15 protein-coding genes, 1 tRNA gene and 2 pseudogenes are annotated in these 15,671 nt (G+C 61.8%); 4 read left to right on the top strand and 14 right to left on the bottom strand.

Annotated elements, in window-relative coordinates; translation table 11 throughout:
* Positions 1–18: 18 nt before the first annotated feature.
* Positions 19–684: pseudogene (gene lipB, locus ACXYMO_RS05345) on the bottom strand (lipoyl(octanoyl) transferase LipB); the annotation flags it as partial.
* Positions 685–718: 34 nt separating this feature from the next.
* Positions 719–1,393, bottom strand: a complete 675-nt coding sequence (locus ACXYMO_RS05340) for a DsbA family oxidoreductase (RefSeq protein WP_458877617.1) — start codon at positions 1,391–1,393, stop codon at positions 719–721.
* A gap of 171 nt (positions 1,394–1,564) precedes the next feature.
* On the opposite strand from ACXYMO_RS05340, the gene ACXYMO_RS05335 reads away from it, so the two are divergent.
* Positions 1,565–1,651, top strand: a tRNA-Leu gene (locus ACXYMO_RS05335).
* A 60-nt stretch (positions 1,652–1,711) separates the two neighbouring features.
* Here ACXYMO_RS05335 and ACXYMO_RS05330 read toward each other — a convergent pair.
* The 9 genes and pseudogenes from ACXYMO_RS05330 to ACXYMO_RS05290 form a co-directional block, all read right to left on the bottom strand.
* Complete coding sequence (locus tag ACXYMO_RS05330; protein WP_458877616.1) at positions 1,712–2,194, bottom strand: type II 3-dehydroquinate dehydratase; 483 nt, start codon at positions 2,192–2,194, stop codon at positions 1,712–1,714.
* 94 nt (positions 2,195–2,288) lie between these two features.
* Complete coding sequence (locus tag ACXYMO_RS05325; RefSeq protein WP_458877615.1) at positions 2,289–2,981, bottom strand: HAD family hydrolase; 693 nt, start codon at positions 2,979–2,981, stop codon at positions 2,289–2,291.
* Positions 2,978–3,628, bottom strand: coding sequence for a phosphoglycolate phosphatase (gene gph, locus ACXYMO_RS05320; protein ID WP_458877614.1), 651 nt, complete (start codon positions 3,626–3,628; stop codon positions 2,978–2,980). The genes ACXYMO_RS05325 and gph overlap by 4 nt, the downstream gene beginning before the upstream one ends.
* Complete coding sequence (locus ACXYMO_RS05315) at positions 3,625–4,182, bottom strand: thioredoxin family protein (protein ID WP_458877613.1); 558 nt, start codon at positions 4,180–4,182, stop codon at positions 3,625–3,627. The genes gph and ACXYMO_RS05315 overlap by 4 nt, the downstream gene beginning before the upstream one ends.
* Before the next feature lie 19 nt (positions 4,183–4,201).
* Positions 4,202–4,900 (bottom strand): ribulose-phosphate 3-epimerase, encoded by a 699-nt coding sequence (gene rpe / locus ACXYMO_RS05310; protein WP_458877612.1) that lies wholly within the window; start codon positions 4,898–4,900, stop codon positions 4,202–4,204.
* Positions 4,901–5,095: 195 nt separating this feature from the next.
* Positions 5,096–6,028, bottom strand: a complete 933-nt coding sequence (gene cbbX / locus ACXYMO_RS05305; RefSeq protein ID WP_458877611.1) for a CbbX protein — start codon at positions 6,026–6,028, stop codon at positions 5,096–5,098.
* Positions 6,029–6,101: 73 nt separating this feature from the next.
* Entirely contained in the window at positions 6,102–6,491 is a 390-nt protein-coding gene (locus ACXYMO_RS05300; RefSeq protein WP_458877610.1) for a ribulose bisphosphate carboxylase small subunit, read from the bottom strand.
* A gap of 12 nt (positions 6,492–6,503) precedes the next feature.
* Entirely contained in the window at positions 6,504–7,970 is a 1,467-nt protein-coding gene (locus tag ACXYMO_RS05295; protein ID WP_458877609.1) for a form I ribulose bisphosphate carboxylase large subunit, read from the bottom strand.
* 23 nt (positions 7,971–7,993) lie between these two features.
* Positions 7,994–8,233: pseudogene (locus ACXYMO_RS05290) on the bottom strand (fructose-1,6-bisphosphate aldolase); the annotation flags it as partial.
* Here ACXYMO_RS05290 and ACXYMO_RS05285 point away from each other — a divergent pair.
* From ACXYMO_RS05285 to ACXYMO_RS05275, 3 genes are all read left to right on the top strand, one after another.
* Positions 8,157–8,567 (top strand): LysR substrate-binding domain-containing protein, encoded by a 411-nt coding sequence (locus ACXYMO_RS05285; protein WP_458877608.1) that lies wholly within the window; start codon positions 8,157–8,159, stop codon positions 8,565–8,567. The pseudogene ACXYMO_RS05290 and the gene ACXYMO_RS05285 sit on opposite strands and share 77 nt — an antisense overlap.
* A gap of 173 nt (positions 8,568–8,740) precedes the next feature.
* The gene (locus tag ACXYMO_RS05280) at positions 8,741–9,718 is read left to right on the top strand and encodes an efflux RND transporter periplasmic adaptor subunit (RefSeq protein WP_458877893.1); all 978 of its coding nucleotides are present in this window, start codon (positions 8,741–8,743) and stop codon (positions 9,716–9,718) included.
* Complete coding sequence (locus tag ACXYMO_RS05275; RefSeq protein WP_458877607.1) at positions 9,711–12,926, top strand: efflux RND transporter permease subunit; 3,216 nt, start codon at positions 9,711–9,713, stop codon at positions 12,924–12,926. The genes ACXYMO_RS05280 and ACXYMO_RS05275 overlap by 8 nt, the downstream gene beginning before the upstream one ends.
* Positions 12,927–13,031: 105 nt before the next feature.
* Here ACXYMO_RS05275 and ACXYMO_RS05270 read toward each other — a convergent pair whose 3' ends face one another.
* The 3 genes from ACXYMO_RS05270 to ACXYMO_RS05260 all read right to left on the bottom strand — a co-directional run bounded on the left by ACXYMO_RS05270 (position 13,032) and on the right by ACXYMO_RS05260 (position 15,653).
* On the bottom strand, positions 13,032–13,964 hold the full coding sequence (locus ACXYMO_RS05270) for an AEC family transporter (protein WP_458877892.1): 933 nt from the start codon (positions 13,962–13,964) through the stop codon (positions 13,032–13,034).
* A 76-nt stretch (positions 13,965–14,040) separates the two neighbouring features.
* Entirely contained in the window at positions 14,041–14,844 is an 804-nt protein-coding gene (locus ACXYMO_RS05265; protein ID WP_458877606.1) for an MBL fold metallo-hydrolase, read from the bottom strand.
* Entirely contained in the window at positions 14,844–15,653 is an 810-nt protein-coding gene (locus ACXYMO_RS05260; RefSeq protein ID WP_458877605.1) for a TatD family hydrolase, read from the bottom strand. Before ACXYMO_RS05260 ends, ACXYMO_RS05265 begins: the two co-directional genes overlap by 1 nt.
* Positions 15,654–15,671: the final 18 nt, after the last annotated feature.

Raw genomic sequence — 15,671 nt, 5'->3', positions numbered from 1 at the left:
CCATAGCCCCGGCACGGATCACACCGCGTGCATGTCACCGAAAACCGGGTCAAACGTGCGTTTCAGCGCCACGTCGAGATCATCCATGGTCACCGGCAGACCCAGATCGACAAGGCTGGTGACCCCGTGTTCGGTAATGCCGCAGGGCACGATCCCTGAAAAGTGCTCCAGATCGGGATCGACGTTGATGGAAATGCCGTGAAAGCTGACCCATTTGCGCAGGCGGATACCGATTGCGGCGATCTTGTCCTCGGCCTTGGCCCCGCTGGGGGTCAGCGGTTTGTCATCCCGCTCGACCCAGACGCCGACGCGCCCTTCGCGGATATGGCCGGTGACGTTGAACTGATCCAGCGCGTCGATCACCCAGGTTTCCAGCTGTTGCACAAACCGGCGCACGTCGTGCCCCCGCTTGCCTACATCCAGCATAACGTAAACCACCCGCTGGCCGGGACCGTGATAGGTGTATTGCCCGCCGCGCCGCGCCTCATACACTGGAAACCGGTCCGGGTCGGTCAGATCCTCGGGTTTCGCACTGGTTCCGGCGGTGTAAAGGGGCGGGTGTTCCAGCAGCCAGATACATTCCTCCGCCGTGCCCGCCGCAATCTCGGCCACGCGCGCCTCCATGACATCAAGCGCCTCGGCGTAATCGGTCAGCCCGTCTGTGGTGATCCATTCCATGGCAGCCTGCTTAGCGTCCGGCGCAGCGAGGGGAAAGGGGTCAGGCGGCCTCGGCCAGGCACCGGCGCAGCAGCTCGGCGTAGTTTTCGACCCCCTGGGCGCCGGTCATCAGGTATTTCTCGTCAAACACCATGGCGGGCACCCCGCTGATTCCCCGCTGCGTCCAGAATGCCTGTTTCTCACGTGTGCTGTCGGCAAGGCCGTCGCTCTCCAGAACCTGCCGCGCCGCATCGGCATCAATCCCGACCGATGCGGCGACATCCACCAGAACGTCCTGGTCCGAGACATCGCGCCCGTCGGTGAAGTGGGCGTGAAAAAGGGCCAGCTTCAGAGGGTGCTGCAGCCCCTGGGCCAGCGCAAAGTCCAGCAGTTGATGGGCCTTAAACGTATTGACGATGCGGCTGTCGGGCGAGAACCGGAACTCAATGCCCAAGGATTGACCCAGCGCGACCAGATGGGCCCGGTTCTGCGCGGATTGCTCGGGCGTTGCGCCATATTTTTCGGCGATATGTTCGGCCAGGTTCTGCCCTTCGGGCGGCATCGTCGGGTTCAACTCGAACGGATGCCAGCGGACCCGCGCGCCCATGCCCGTGACCGCCAGTGCCTGTTCCAGTTGGCGAAAGCCGACAATGCACCAGGGGCACATCACGTCCGATACGATGTCGACCTGGACCACTGGGCCTGTGTCGGGTTTGTTTGTCTGGGGTGTGCTCATCCGCGGCACCTTTTGTTTGTCGGGCCTGCCGAGACTTGGCGCTGGGCTGTTGAAATGCAACCCGGACCCGGCGGAATGGCACAATCGTGATCGCCTGGGTGCCAAGGTCAATTTTCGGCTTCACATTGATTGACGCGCGGTCTATAGCCCTGCCTCACCAAGCCTTGGTTTGCGGCCGTGGCGGAATTGGTAGACGCGCAGCGTTGAGGTCGCTGTGGGGTAACACCCGTGGAAGTTCGAGTCTTCTCGGCCGCACCAAACTCTCCCAGGAACACTGTGGAAATCTCTGACGCCTGTCGTGGGTACGCGCCTCCTGTGTCAAACGGGGCCGGTGCGTATTGGGTCGGGCAGGGCGTCGGGCAGCGCCCCGACCAGTCGCGCGGCGGATTGCAGGGCAACGACATAGCCATAGGCACCCATCCCGCAGATCACTGCTGTCGCGGCGGCGGACATGATCGAATGGCGATGTGCCTCATCACGCGCATGAATGTTGGTAATGTGCAGCTCGACGATCGGTTTGGAAAATATCCGCAGAGCGTCCAGCACTGGAACAGAATGAAACGACAAGCCGGCGGGGTTGATGATCAGCGCATCGGCGCTGAGCCTTGCCTCCTGTATCCAGTCGACCATGATGCCTTCGTGGTTGGTCTGGCGAAAATCGATTTCGGCGTCAAGTATCGGGGCGAGCGCCTGACAGCTGGCCTCGATCGCCGCCAGCGTGGTTGATCCGTAGATTTCGGGTTCCCGCTCGCCCAAAAGGTTCAGGTTTGGGCCGTTCAAAACGGTAAGGTTCTTTGTCATTGCTCGCTCCGATCTTGCATATGCGCAAACCGTAAGAGCGTCGCCCGGCCCTTGCCAGCCGATTATGGAAATCCCTTTCGTCCCGCACGCCCCGTCAGAGAGAAAGCAGCCGTTTCAGACGATCTGGCAGATCACGCAGGGCAAGCGACGGCACGACCCAGTCCGCCTCCGTGAAATCCTCGTGCCGGGTATAAGCGGATGGTGTGACCACAACCGGCATATTGGCCCCCTTGGCCGACCGCAGCCCATTGGCGCTGTCCTCAAAGGCCAGCGTTTCCGGACCTCTCAGCCCCAGACGTTCCAGCGCCAACAGGAAAACATCGGGTGCGGGTTTCTTGTGGGACACCTCATCCCCGGCGGCGATCACGTCAAACAGGGTCTCGGCCGGAATGCCCCATGTGGCCATGCACAGGGCATCGACATTCGGGCGGTTGGTGGTGGTGGCGACGGCCACGCGAAGGCCCAGATCACGGACATGGGCAATCAGATCGGCCACGCCGGGGCGCAGCGTCAGACCGCCTCCGGAAAGGATCCGGCCATAGAGCGCGGTCTTTTTCCGGTGCAAGCGGGCAATTCCATCGTCATCCGGACCAGTGCCCATTTGGTCGCGAAAGGCTTGCATCCGCTCTTTGCCTCCTGTGGTCCGTAACAGCCGGGTGTAATCCTCGACGCTCCAGGTCCATTCCAGACCAGCCTCGGCAAAGGTCTCGTTGAAGGCGCGGCGATGGGCCTCTTCGGTTTCGGCCAGTGTTCCGTCAACGTCGAACACCAGCGCCTTTGGCGTCATTTCAACATCTCGGCGATCAGATCCGGCAGGACCGCGAAGTCATCGAATGTCGCTGCGTGGGGCAGCGCGTCGACCGGGGTCTTGCGATAGCCTTGGGTGAACAGCAGGAACGGCACATGCGCGCGGTCGGCGGTTTCGGCATCCACCTCGCTGTCACCGACATAGAACCTCGGTCCATCAGTCAAAGCCTCAAAAGCGGCGTGCAGCGGTGCGGGATCGGGTTTGCGCCGGGGCAGGCTGTCGCCGCCGATCACCGCATGAAACTGATCAAAAGCCATGTCGTCCAGAATGGCGCGGGTGGGGACGACCGGTTTGTTGGTGCACAGCCCCAGATGGTGGCCTGCATCCAGCAGGAATTTCAGCGTCTCGTGGACACCCGGATAGGGGCGTGTCAACGTGCTGCTGTCTGCGTTGTAATGTGCGAGCACCCGTTGTGTCAGCGCATCATGGCGGCCCTTGTCCAGCCCGGTTTCCTGCATTGTCAGCATCACCAGATGCGGCAACCCATTGCCGATGAACGAGGTCACCGTGGCCAGATCAAGCGCGGCGAGACCTTCCTCGTCCAGCATCTTGTTGACGGCTGCATGAATGTCGGGCGCGCTGTCAATCAGGGTGCCGTCGAGGTCGAAAACGATTGCGGCGCTCATGCTTCTTCTTTCCATTTGATGGAACAGCCCATCGAGGCGATCTGATCCTCGGGGCCCTTGCCCGTTTCAGCCACCTGTTTCATCGCCTCGAACAGATCACGGCGCAGATCGGCGGGGCCTTCTTCGCGGCGCGAGGCATCCAGACGTCCGCGATATTGCAGTTCCATATCGGCGTTGAAGCCGAAGAAATCGGGCGTGCAGGCGGCGTCATAGGCGCGCGCGACGGACTGTTTTGCGTCATAAAGATAGGCAAAGGGAAAATCGCGCTCTTGGGCCATTTTCTTCATGTTGTCAAAGCTGTCGGCGGGATAGCTGACCGCGTCATTGGCCGAAATCGCCACCACGCCCACCCCAAGCGCCTGCAAATCGCGCGCATCGCGGATGATCCGGTCAAGCACGGCAAGAACATAGGGGCAATGGTTGCAGATGAACATGACCAGCGTGCCGTTCGGCCCGGCCACATCCGACAGGCTGACCTGCCGCCCGTCGGTGGCGGGCAGAGTGAAATCGGGGGCTTTCCAGCCAAAATCGCAGACAGGGGGCGAAACGGCCATTGTACGGCTCCTTCGGGGTTCAGGCGGCTTTGCAGGCCGAGGTGGCGGCGTTGCGAATGGCGGTGATATTGTGCCCATAGGGCGCGGGATCGGCCACCGACCCACCCCGGAACACCGCCGATCCGGCGACCAGAACATCGGCGCCCGCCTCGGCCACCAGGGGGGCGGTGGTCGGGTCGACGCCGCCATCGATTTCGATGTGGATCGGACGGTCACCGATCATCGTGCGAAGCGTTCTGATCTTGTCGATCTGGCTGTGTATGAACTTCTGACCGCCAAACCCGGGGTTCACGGTCATCACGCAGATCAGATCAACCATATCGAGCAGGGGGGCGGCGGCCTCGGCCGGGGTGCCGGGGTTCAATGCCAGACCGGCCTTGCATCCGGCCGCGCGAATGGCCTGCAAGGTGCGGTGGATGTGGGGGCCGGCCTCAAGATGGGCGGTCAGGAAATCTGCGCCCGCTTCGGCGAAGGCGTCGATATAGGCATCCACCGGGGAAATCATCAGATGCACGTCCATCACCGTTTTCACATGTGGGCGGATGGCGGCGCAGGTGGTCGGACCAAAGGTGATGTTGGGCACGAAATGCCCATCCATCACATCCACATGAACCCAGTCGCAACCCTGTGCCTCGATCGCCTGGATCTCTTGTCCGAAGTTGGCGAAATCGGCGGAAAGGATCGACGGGGCGATCTTGATGGAACGGTCAAAGGTCATGTCTGTTCTCCTGTCTGGCAAGGGTCGTCATGATGGGCCCAGAGGTCGACGCCCCGGCTGAGGCGCCCGCGAAAGGGCCCGGTCCACATCCGGTGCGGCAAAGCTGTCTGGCGCATTGTCGGACCTGATCGCCCTGCGGTAAAGCCGCGAAATGTCACTGCGCGCATTGCTTCTACGTCAGATCCGCAATTACGCTCAATCAGCGGGTTCCGTTTCGGTGCGATCCACGTCCAACCCGCCCTGAAACACGCGGCTGGGGCGAATATCATCCTCGGTGATCGTGCTGAGCGCGGTGGCATCCAGCGGCCCGGCATTCGATTGAAACAGGCGGTTGGCCTGGCGCAAGCGCGCGCGATCCAGCGCGTTGCGGATCGACCGGGCGTTGGCGAAATGGGGCTGCTTTCGGCGCAGCGCGATATAGTCATCCAGCGCCGCCTGTCCGCCCGCATCCAGCACATAATTCTGATCATCCAGCATCGAGTGCGCGATCTCACCCAACTCGGCATTCGTGTAGTCGGGAAATTCGATATGGTGCGCGATGCGCGACCGGAACCCGGGGTTGGCGGAAAAGAACTTGTCCATCCGGTCCGCATAGCCGGCCATGATGACCACCAAATCGTCGCGGTTGTTTTCCATGACCTGCAACAGGATTTCGATGGCTTCCTGCCCATAGTCGCGTTCGTTGTCGGGCTTATAGAGGTAATAGGCCTCGTCGATGAACAGCACGCCGCCCATCGCCTTTTTCAGCACTTCCTTGGTCTTGGGCGCGGTGTGGCCGATGTACTGGCCCACCAGATCGTCGCGGGTAACGCTGACCAGATGTCCCTTGCGCACGTATCCCAGACGATGCAACAGCCCGGCCATTTTCAGCGCCACGGTGGTCTTGCCGGTGCCCGGATTGCCGGTGAACGATATATGCAGGGTCGGGGTTTCCTGGCTGAGGCCCATGTCGCGGCGCGCGCGGTCCACCAGCAACAGGGCGGCGGTTTCGCGGATGCGCTGTTTGACCGGTGCCAGACCGATCAGTTCCTCGTCCAGTTCACGCAACACGTCGGCCACGCCCGAGGATTCATACTCGGCAGCCAGATCGACGGTCGCGGGTTTCGGGGTGTCTGTTTCTGCGTTCATGTTATCAAGCCTCGATCAGGGGGTGCGCCGCGCCTTCCGGACAGGATGGAAGGCACGGCGCGGGGGGAGCAAGTCAGGCGCGGACGTCCCACGCGTATTTCTGACTGCGGCCCTCATGTTCGGTCCGCTGCATGTGAATGCGCGGCTCGTCCTTGGGGCGGTTGACGATGAAGGACATCATCACCGTTTCAAACCCGCGGGTGTCTTCAAAGGCCTGCATGCGGATGTAGCTGTCGCCGTGCACCTTGCGGCAATCGTCCAGCTCCATCATTGCGCCCTTGGCGTCGCGCAGGTCGAACATGGGGTGGCCCCACATTTCCCAATAGGTGTTCCGGGGGTGGGGATCGTCCGTGTATTCGATACTGACGGCCCAGCCCTTTTCCAGCATGTATTCCACCTGCGCGGTGATCTGGGCGTCATCCAGATCAGGCAGGTACGAAAAGCATCCTTGTGTGATACGCATCTTGAGGTCTCCTTACATTGCCGAGGTTTCGAGCGGCACGAAGTCGGACGTGTCGGTCGACGTGTAGTTGAAGGTGATGTTGCCCCAGGTTTCGAGCGCCGCCTCAAGCGGTTTGCACCACTTGGCCGCCGCCCGCAGGATTTCGGGGCCTTCGTTCTTGATGTCGCGGCCTTCGTTGCGGGCCAGGACCATCGCCTCAAGGGCGACGCGGTTCGCCGTGGCACCGGCCTGAATGCCCATCGGGTGACCGATGGTGCCGCCGCCGAACTGCAGAACGACGTCGTCGCCAAAGAGATCGAGCAGTTGGTGCATCTGACCGGCGTGGATGCCGCCCGATGCCACCGGCATGACCTTTTTGATATCGGCCCAGTCCTGTTCAAAGAACAGACCGCGGGGCAGGTCGATCTCGTTATGGGTTTCACGGCAGACGTTGTAGAAACCCTGAACCGTCAGCGGATCACCTTCCAGTTTGCCCACGGCGGTACCGCAGTGCAGGTGGTCGACACCGGCCAGGCGCAGCCACTTGGCAATCACGCGGAAGCTGATGCCGTGGTTCTTCTGGCGGGTGTACGTGCCGTGGCCCGCGCGGTGCATGTGCAGGATCATGTCGTTGTCGCGGCACCACTTGCTGATCGACTGGATAGCGGTCCAGCCGATGATCAGATCGACCATCACGATGACGCTGCCCAGCTGTTTGGCGAACTCGGCGCGGGCATACATCTCTTCCATCGTGCCGGCGGTGATGTTCAGGTAGTGGCCCTTGACCTCACCGGATTCCGCGCTGGCCTTGTTCACGGCTTCCATGCAGTAGAGGAACCGGTCACGCCAGTGCATGAAGGGCTGTGAGTTGATGTTCTCGTCATCCTTCATGAAGTCGAGCCCACCCTTGAGCCCCTCGTAAACCACGCGGCCATAGTTCTTGCCCGACAGGCCCAGCTTGGGTTTGGTCGTTGCGCCCAGAAGCGGCTTGCCGAATTTGTCCAGGCGCTCGCGCTCGACCACCAGACCGGTGGGCGGGCCTGCAAAGGTTTTGCAGTAGGCGACGGGAAAACGCATGTCTTCAAGGCGCGCGGCCTTGAGCGGTTTGAAGCTGAAGACGTTGCCGATGATCGACGCGGTCAGGTTGGCGATCGAGCCTTCTTCGAACAGGATCAGATCATAGGCCACGTAGGCGAAATACTGACCGGGGTTGTTCGGCACTTCCTCGACCCGATACGCCTTGGCGCGGTACTGGTCGCAGGCGGTCAGTCGGTCGGTCCAGACCACGGTCCAGGTTGCTGTCGAACTTTCCCCGGCAACGGCGGCTGCTGCCTCGATCGGGTCAACGCCTTCTTGTGGCGTGATCCGGAACAGGGCCAGCACGTCGGTGTCCTTGGGGTCGTAATCGCCGTCCCAATATCCCATCTGGGCGTATTTCAGAACGCCTGCTGCGTACCGTTCCTTGCCTTTGAGCTCTTTTGGATTGCTTTGCTTATTCATGGCCTCGTCTCCTTTTTTAAGTTTCAGGCCGCAACTGCGGTTTTGGTCTGGGGGTCCAGCGCGCCGCTGACATAGCGGCTGGCCATTTCGTCCATGCTGACGGGTTTGATCTGGCTGGCATGACCGGCGGTGCCGAAGCGTTCGAACCGGTCACGGCACAGGGTTTCCAATTCGTCCATCGCCGGGATGAGGAATTTGCGCGGGTCAAATTCCGTGGCTTTCTCGGTTGCCACCTTGCGGAACTGCGCGGTCATGGCCATCCGCTATCTGGACCGGATCGGGGGCGGACAGACCTTCAGCTATACCGAAATGGGATCGAACGAGACGATCAAACAGGCGGTGATTGCCGATCTGGGGGTCGCGCTGATTTCGGCCCATACGGTGATTGACGAACTGACGTCTGGCCGTTTGGCGCTGATCCAGGCCGAAAGCCTGCCGATCGAGCGGCAGTGGTTCGTCCTGCATCGTCGGGATCTAACCCTGTCCGGCGCAATGAACACGGTCTGGAGCGACATTGTCGAAGGCGCGCGGGTCATGCTGCGAGAAGAGGAAGTATCACGCCTGGTCGGGCGCAACGGGGTGCGGTCCGCGACTTGATAGGGTTCTCCCCTTTATTGATTGAAATCATACTGTGTATCCTTGCGGGCAGGCATAGTGCCGTAAATCTCCGTCCTCAATTGGGGCGGGTTGAAAAGGGACGCGCGCGGGATTATTCATATTCATAACAATGAATGTGTTAACATCCCGGACAAAGGGTGGATGATGTGATGATAAATCAGCTTTTCGGCGTGGCATTGGCGGTTCTGCTTCCGGTCACGGCCTGGGCCGCGGACACGGTGACCGTTGAACCAACCACAATCACGGAGTGGAAGGCGGTTTTTGGCCGGATCGAGGCACGCGACCGCATCCCGGCGCGGGCCCGGCTGGGCGGGACACTAATTGCAGTCGAGATTGCCGAAGGCACCCACGTGGAACAGGGGCAGGCAATCGCCACGGTCGTCGATGAAAAGCTGTCGCTGCAACTGGGGGCAATCGATGCCCAACTCAGCGCCTATCAGGCGCAGTTGGAAAATGCCCAGACCGAACTGACGCGCGGTGAAAACCTGTTGCAGCGTGGGGTGATCACCACCCAGCGACTGGATGCGTTGCGCACCGAGGTGGATGTTCTGGAAGGGCGTATCGGCGCGACCAACGCCGAACGCAGCGTGATAGAACAACAGGCTACCGAGGGCACGGTTCTGGCCCCCATCGCGGGCACGGTTCTGGATGTGCCGGTAACTTCAGGCTCGGTCGTGATGCCGGGCGAGGCGATTGCGGTGATCGGCGGCGGCGGGTTCTTCCTGCGCCTCGCCGTCCCCGAACGCCATGCGCATTTCCTTGAGGAAGGGGCCGATATCCAGATCGGCGCCGGCATGGACAGCCAGACTGGCGTTCTGGTCAAGATTTACCCGCAGATCGAAAACGGCCGGGTTATTGCGGATGTGGATGTGCCGGGGCTGGACACGCGGTTCGTGGACTCGCGGGTCCTGGTTCGGTTGCCAGTGGGCAGCGACGAGGTGCTGATGGTGCCCGCAGACGCGGTAAGCAGCCGTTTGGGGCTGGATTTTCTGACCGTGGCTGGTGCTGACGGCACGCCGGTCGAACGTACGGTCATCGTCGGGGAGCATCACAAGGTGGATGGCGCCGAGGTGGTTGAAATTCTGTCTGGCCTCAGCGCGGGTGAAACGGTGTTGATGCATCATGAGTGAGTCCGAAAAGCACACGACCCCGCTGGGCATTGCCGGGGGACTGACCCGCACCTTCATCCGGTCTGCCCTGACGCCGCTGATGATCCTGGCCGCCCTGGCCGTGGGTCTGGTCGCCCTGATCAGCCTGCCGCGCGAGGAAGAGCCGCAGATTTCCGTGCCCCTCGTCGACATTCACATTCAGGCGCCGGGTCTGCGCGCCGAGGATGCTGTGAAACTGGTGACCGAGCCGATGGAAACCATCGTCAAGGGCATCAACGAGGTCGAACATGTCTATTCCTCATCGCGCGACGATTACGCGATGGTCACCGCCCGGTTCGAAGTGGGCACCCCGGCGGACACTGCAATCTTGCGGGTTCATGACAAGGTACGCGCCAACATGAACCGCATCCCCGTGGGGATTCAGGAACCGCTCATCGTCGGGCGTGGCATTGATGACGTCGCCATCGTTGCCCTGACCCTGACCCCGGCCCACGGGGCCGAGGGCATCAGCGCCAATGACTTGACCCGCATCGCGCGGGAATTGCAGGTCGAGGTGGCCAAGATCAACGATGTCGGTCTGACCTATCTGGTCGGAGAATCCCCCGAAGCGATCCGCATCGCGCCCGACCCCGAGCGGCTGGCGCTTTATGGTGTGACGCTGCAACAACTGGCCGGAAAGGTCGAAGGCGCCAACCGGGCCTTTTCAACCGGGCTGATCCGCGACGCAGGCGAGCAGATCGCGCTGGTTGCCGGTCAAACGCTGAAGGCCCCGGCCGACGTGGCGAACCTGCTGATGACCGCCCGCGACGGGCGCCCCGTCTATCTGCGCGACGTGGCCGATGTCAGCTTTGTCCCGGATACCTCGGACAAGATCGTTGCCAATGTCACCCGCGATGCGGATGGCAATATTCATCGGTCGCCGGCCGTGACACTCGCCGTGGCCAAGCGGGCCGGGGCCAACGCGGTCGTCGTGGCCGAGGAAATATTGCACAGGGTTCATGCGCTGGAACATCAGCTGATCCCGGATTCGGTCCATGTGGAGATCACCCGCGACTATGGCGAAAGCGCGGATGAAAAGGCCAATGAATTGCTGTTCCACCTGGGGCTGGCGACCGTGTCCATCGTGGCGCTGGTTCTGTTCACCATCGGCTGGCGCGAAAGCATCGTTGTGGCCGTCGTGATCCCGGTGACCATCCTGCTGACGTTGTTTGCGGCCTGGACCATGGGCTATACGCTGAACCGGGTGTCGTTGTTTGCGCTGATCTTCTCTATCGGCATCTTGGTCGATGATGCCATCGTCGTTATCGAAAACATCGCCCGCCACTGGGCCATGCCCGATGACGCCGACCGCGTGACCAAGGCGGTGCGCGCCGTGGCCGAAGTGGGCAACCCGACCATCGTGGCCACGCTGACCGTGGTTGCGGCCCTGCTGCCCATGCTGTTCGTATCAGGGCTTATGGGCCCCTACATGAGCCCCATTCCGGCCAACGCCAGCGCGGCGATGATCTTTTCCTTCTTCGTGGCCGTCATCATCACCCCCTGGCTGATGGTCAAGGTCGCCGGAAACGCCCCTGTGCACGCCCATGACGACGCTGCCGGGCATGAGGGCGGGACCATGGGCCGGGTCTATTCGGCCGTGGCGCGTCCGCTGTTGGCGACCAAGCTGCGCAGCGGTCTGTTCCTGCTCATTGCGGTGGTGCTGTCCTTCGGCTCGCTTGGGCTGCTTTATACCAAGGACGTGACGGTCAAATTGCTGCCGTTTGACAACAAGTCGGAACTGTCGGTGGTGATCGACCTGCCCGAAGGGGCGGCGGTGGAAACCACAGATGCGGTGGCGCAGGCTGTCGCACGTGAGGTCCTGCAATTGCCCGAGGTCATTTCGGCCCAGACCCACGCGGGAGCGGCGGCACCGTTCAACTTCAACGGGTTGGTGCGCCACTATTACCTGCGTTCGGAGCCGCAACTGGGAGAGGTGCAAATCCTGCTGACCCCCAAGGGCGAGCGGGACCGCACCAGCCATGACATTGCGCTGGATATCCGCGCGCGTATTTCCGCGCTGGATGTCCCGCCCGGCACCAGCCTGAAAACGGTCGAACCGCCCCCCGGTCCGCCGGTCATCGCCACTTTGCTGGCCGAGGTCTATGGACCCGATGCCGAGGCCCGGCGGGTCGCCGCGACGCGTATTCGCGAGGCATTCCAGTCGGTACCCTTCATCGTCGATGTGGATGACAGTTTCGGCGAACGGCCACGCCGCTTGCGGGCGACGATTTCGACCGACCAGCTGGAATTCTTCGGGGTTCAGGAAAGCGATGTCTTCGCGACGCTGGCCATTCTGAACGCGGGGCAAACCGTCGGATATTCCCACCGCGGCGAAGGCCGCTATCCAATCCCCATCGTGGTGGAGCGCGACCGGGCCGACCGGGTGCTGGACGAGCGGTTCCTGTCCACGCCGATCCCGGCTAACGTTCTGCCCGGCGCGCGGGGTGTTGTCGAACTGGGCGATGTGATCGAGGTTGTCGAAGAGCGCGCCTCCTATCCGATTTTCCGCCACAACGGGCGTGCCGCCGAAATGGTCATGGCCGAACTGGCAGGCGATTTCGAAGCGCCGCTCTATGGCATGCTGGCGGTCGCGGATGTGCTGGATTCGATGGATTGGGAAGAGGGCACCAAGCCTGAAATCCGCCTGAACGGCCAGCCCGAGGACGAAAGCACCGTCACCCTGCTCTGGGATGGTGAATGGGAGGTGACATGGATCACCTTCCGGGACATGGGCGCGGCCTTTGCCGTGGCACTGCTGGGCATCTACATCCTTGTGGTGGCACAGTTCGGGTCTTTCAAGCTGCCGCTGGTGATCCTGACGCCCATTCCGCTGACCTTCCTTGGCATCATGGCCGGGCACTGGATGTGGGGCGCGCCGTTCTCGGCCACATCGATGATCGGGTTCATCGCGCTGGCGGGGATCATCGTGCGCAACTCGATCCTGCTGGTGGACTTCATCCGCCATGCGGATGAGACCGGAAAGACCAAGGTCGATATCCTGATCGAGGCCGGGGCAATCCGGTTCAAACCGATCCTGCTCACCGCGGTTGCCGCGATGATCGGGGCAGTGGTGATCCTGGCCGACCCGATCTTTCAGGGTCTTGCGCTGTCGCTGCTGTTTGGCTTGCTCAGCTCGACCATCCTGACGGTTCTGGTGATCCCGGCCATCTACCGGGTGTTCCGCACCTGATTGAACAGTCACGCCTCCGCCCGATTGAGGGTGGGGGCAGCGGCCTGACCAATGACACAACAGGCAAGCGGCCGGATCGGACTGCGAAAAGTGAGACGTGGGGTGTCACCCCAGCATATTGAGCCAGAACCACACGGTGAAGATACAGGCCCCGGTTGCAATCAGCACCGATGAGGCCGCGACACGTTTGGCGCGCCCGTACATATTGGCAAAGATATAGGCGTTGAAGCCGGGCGCCATGGCCGAGTTCATGACCGCCGAGCGAAAGAAATCCTGTTTCAGCGACAGGGCCGACCCGAATGTCCAGACCAGTGTCGGGTGCAGGATCAGCGACACAGAACAGACAAAGGCAATGGCGCGCAGATCGCCCTCGGGACGATACTGCACCAGCACGCCCCCCAGGGCGAACAGCGCACAGGGCAGAGCGGCTTGGGTGATCAGCCCCAGCGCGTCATCGGCCACGGCCGGGATGCTGACCCCGGTCAGATTGACGATAAACCCAAGGCCGATGCCGATGATCAGCACGTTCTTGAACATGGCCGTCAGAACCGACCCGGCAAAAGCACGAACCGATTTGCCGCGGGCGCGCACGAACTCCATCACCGTCACGCCGACGCCATAACAAAACGGGGCGTGGAAGGCGATGATGGCAAAGTTGCCGGTCAGGGCATCCGCGCCAAAGGCACGTTCGGTGATCGGCAGGCCCAGCAGGATCGAGTTGGAAAAGAGACAGCAGAAGCCGATGACGACGCAATCCTCCCAGTCCCGCTTGAACAGAAGGCGGGCGCCGGTCATGCCGAAGATGAAACACAGGATTGCGCCCGCATAAAACGCCCCGAGCAATCTGGGGTCGAAACTCTCGGCCAGATCGATATTCGAAATGGCGCGAAAGAGCAGGCAGGGAATGGCGAAGCCCTGGGTGAATTTCATCAGCCCTTCGATATGGGCAGAACTGAAATATCCCGCGCGCGTGGCGGCATAACCGGCCCCGATGACCAGAAAGACCGGCAGAATGACGTCGATCAGGCTTTGAAACATGGCGGGGTCCGGCATGGCAGGCCAGCTTCGGGAGCCTCCGGCGGGAGTTTATTTGGCAAGATGAAGCCGGGTGTGGTCACGAATGGGCCGGGAGCGTGATGGTCATGCCGTCAAAACCGGCGCTGACGTTATCCGGGGTTTCCGCACAGACCGTTTCATAGTCCAGATCGATATGCATGTTGGTCAGAATCGCGTTTTTCGGTTTGACCCTTTCGATCCAGTCCAGCGTCTTTTCCAGGTGGGCATGGGTTGGATGCGGATTGCGGCGCAGGGCATCGACGATCCAGTAGTCAAGGTTTTCAAGGTGCACCCAGGCCTCTTCATAGATTTCGGCCACATCCGGCAGATAGGCCAGGGATCCGATGCGGAACCCCAGCGAGTCGATCGACCCATGGCCAACGGTAAAGGGCTGCATTGCGATCGGGCCGCCGGCACCGGGGATTTCGAAACCACCTTTGATCGTCTTCATGTCCAGGATTGGCGGGTAGGGCGAGCCTTCGGGTTGCACGAAGGCATAGCCAAAGCGGGACAGGAGCGCGTTTTGCGTGTCGCCATCTGCCCAGACGGGCAGGCGCGCGCGCATGTTGAAAACGATCATGCGCAGATCGTCGATGCCGTGCACATGATCGGCGTGCGAATGGGTGTAGACCACCCCGTCCAGACGTCCGGTGGCGGTATCAAGCAGTTGGCTGCGCAAATCGGGCGTGGTGTCGATCAGCACGGTTGTCGTGCCCTGTTCCCCGATGCGTTCCACCAGAAGCGAACAGCGGCGACGGGTGTTTTTCGGGTTGTCGGGGTCACAATCGCCCCAATGGCCGCCAAGGCGCGGCACGCCGCCCGAAGATCCGCAGCCCAGAATGGTAAAGCGCATCTGGTCCATCAGGCGGCGGCCTTTCTGTATCGGGCGACCTTGGTGAAAAGACGCTCGAAGTTGGCCTGCGTCCGGGCGGCGAAGTCGGCGTAGTCCATGCCAAACACCTCGGCCCCGACGCGGGCGGTGTGGGCGGTATAGGCCGGTTCGTTACGTTTGCCGCGATGGGGCGGCGGCGCGAGATAGGGGGCGTCGGTTTCCACAAGGATCCGGTCCACCGGCGCGGCGGCGAAGATATCCCGCAACTCCTGGCTTTTGGGAAAGGCGGCGATCCCGGACATCGAGAGGTAAAACCCAAGGTCCAGCGCGGCGCGGGCCAGGCCGGCGGACGAGGAAAAGCAGTGCATCACGCAGGAATAGGCGCCGTTGGCATATTCCTCGGACAGGATGCGGGCCATGTCGTCATCTGCGGCGCGGGCGTGGATGATCAGCGGCAGGCCGGTTTCGCGCGCAGCGGCAATGTGAATGCGCAGCGATTTCTGCTGAATCTCGGCGCTGTCGGCAGTGTAATGGTAATCAAGCCCGGTTTCACCGATGCCGACGAATTTCGGGTGTTTGTCCAGGGCAACCAATTCGTCGACCGAGGCGAGTGGCTCTTCGGCGGCGCTCATCGGGTGGGTGCCGGCGGCATAAAAGACCGAGTCATGCGCTTCGGCGATGGCGCGCACTGCGGGTTCGTTTTTCAGCCGGGTGCAGATGGTCACCATCCGTGTCACACCGGCGGCGGCGGCATTGGCGATGATGGTGTCAAGCTGGCCTTCGAAATCGGGGAAATCGAGGTGGCAGTGGCTGTCGGTTATCTGCGGTTGGTCTGTCATTGGCCCCTGTGTGCGGGG

This window comes from Arenibacterium sp. CAU 1754 (genome assembly GCF_054482635.1).
Note: the sequence above shows the minus strand (reverse complement) of the source record. Positions and strands in the feature narration are given on the sequence as shown.